A 1,865-nucleotide genomic window follows, 5' to 3' on the forward strand; every position below is an offset into this window, starting at 1 on the left:
CGCTCCAACAGCGCGGCAAGAACCACCCCATGCAGCAGGATCGAGCCGATCAATCCGAGTGGGCCGAGGCTTTGCGCCAGACGGCTTGCGGGGGCAGCAGGCGTCACAGGCCGACATCCTCGCCAGGGCCGATGGTCTGCACGGCCCTGGCTTCCCAAACCGCCAACGCTTCCAACCCGTCGCGGTGGAGTGCGCGCAAGGTCGGAATGGCGGTACGGTCCTGCGGGTCGGCCTCGAGCGCGCGGGCGACGGCGCGCAGGCGGGCGAAGCCGTAGTTTCCGGCGGCTCCGGCGAGCTTATGGGCGGCGTCGGCGCGGGCGCTGGCTCAATCGCCTCGGTCAGATCGGTCAGATAGCGCTCCAGCACATTGCGGCAGACGGCGAGCAGGCGGCGGGTTTCCTCCTCGCCCAAAGCTTCCCAGAGTTCGTTGAGCGGTTGCGGGTCGAGCAGCGGCGGGCCGGTGTCGGCGTCCGCCTGGGGCGGAAGCTCGGGTTGCGGCTCGCTGCGCCACGCGGCGGGCATGCCTGCGCCCTCCTGATCCCACAGCATTTTCGCCGGAGGAAATCACCGCGAGCGCGCGGTCGAGCCGGGCCGAATCGATCGGTTTGCCGAGAACGCCCGACATGCCCGCGCGGCGGCAGGCGGCGAAAATATCGGGCATCAGATTGGCGGTGACGGCGAGGATCGGCAGCGGCTCGGCCCGCTCGGTGGCACGGGCGAGCAGGCGGCGAGACACCTCATAGCCATCCATGCCGGGCAGACGCAGATCGACCAGCACGGCATCGACGCGGTGACTTTCAAAGGCGGTCAAGGCCTCAGGCCCATCCTTGGCGATGACGACACGGTGGCCGGAGCGTCGCAGCAGGCCGGAGAGCACCTGCCGGTTGACCTCCTCATCTTCGACCAGCAGCACCACCAAGGCGGGCGCACTGCGTGGTCGGGCTGGTGGGGCGGGCGGCGGGGGCGAGCGTGCGAATGGCAAAGCCGAGGTCGATCCAGAAGCGGCTGCCGGCGCCGACCTGGCTTTCCACGCCCATGCGCCCGCCCATGCCCTCCACTAGCCGCTTGCCGATGGCAAGCCCCAGGCCCGAGCCGCCGAAGCGCCGGGCGGTGCCGGTTTCCACTTGGTAGAAGGCATCGAACAGGCGCGGCAGCGCATCGGGCGGAATGCCGATGCCGGTATCTTCCACCGTAAAGCGCAGCCAAATCTGCTCGCGGGCGGATTCTTGAACGGGGGCGCGGGTTACGGTTAAGCGCACGGCCCCGTTCGGCGTGAATTTCACCGCATTGCCCAGCAGGTTGAACAGCACTTGGCGCAACCGGGCGGGGTCGCCTAACAGATGTTGCGGCAAGTCGGGCTCCAGGGTGAGATCGACGCGCAGCCCCTTAGTTTCCGCCGTCACCCGCGTCAGATCGACCAGCCCGCGCAACAGCGTGCCGAGATTGAAGTCGCGGTTATCGAAGCTGACATGCCCGGCCTCGATACGCGAAATATCGAGGAGATCGTCGAGCAGCACCGACAGCATTTCGCCCGACTGCCGAATGGTCGAGACATAGGCGCGGGCGGTGGCGGACAGCGGTTCGGCTTCCAGCAGTTCCGTGAGCCCGATGACGCCATTCATGGGCGTGCGCAGCTCGTGGCTCATCACCGCGAGAAACTCGGTCTTGGCGTAGGTTGCGGCTTCGGCCTGTTCCTTGGCGGCGCGCAACTCGGCAGTGCGGTCGTCCACCATGCGGCGCAGGCCGGTTTGATAGGCGTAAATCTTGCCCGCCATATCGTTGAAGACTTCCGCCAGCCCGGCGACTTCCCGGCTCCCTTGCACCGGCGCGGCAGCGGCGCTTGCGTGCCGCCCAGCGCGCGCGCG

Annotated in this window: 2 protein-coding genes and 1 pseudogene; all 3 read right to left on the minus strand. The window is 68.2% G+C overall.

Annotated elements, in window-relative coordinates; all coding sequences use genetic code 11:
- Positions 1 to 103: 103 nt before the first annotated feature.
- Positions 104 to 301 (minus strand): annotated as a pseudogene (locus VZ95_RS28395) (hypothetical protein); the annotation flags it as partial.
- Positions 302 to 325: 24 nt separating this feature from the next.
- Positions 326 to 916 carry a response regulator gene (locus tag VZ95_RS22505; protein ID WP_052711953.1) on the minus strand — a complete coding sequence of 197 codons (591 nt, stop codon included), beginning with the start codon at positions 914 to 916 and terminating at the stop codon, positions 326 to 328.
- Positions 894 to 1,865 (minus strand): sensor histidine kinase (locus VZ95_RS22510; RefSeq protein WP_232302754.1); only part of this gene is annotated, 972 nt, incomplete at its 5' end. The genes VZ95_RS22510 and VZ95_RS22505, both read right to left, overlap by 23 nt.

The sequence above is a fragment of the Elstera litoralis genome (assembly GCF_000963705.1).
Lineage (GTDB): Bacteria > Pseudomonadota > Alphaproteobacteria > Elsterales > Elsteraceae > Elstera > Elstera litoralis.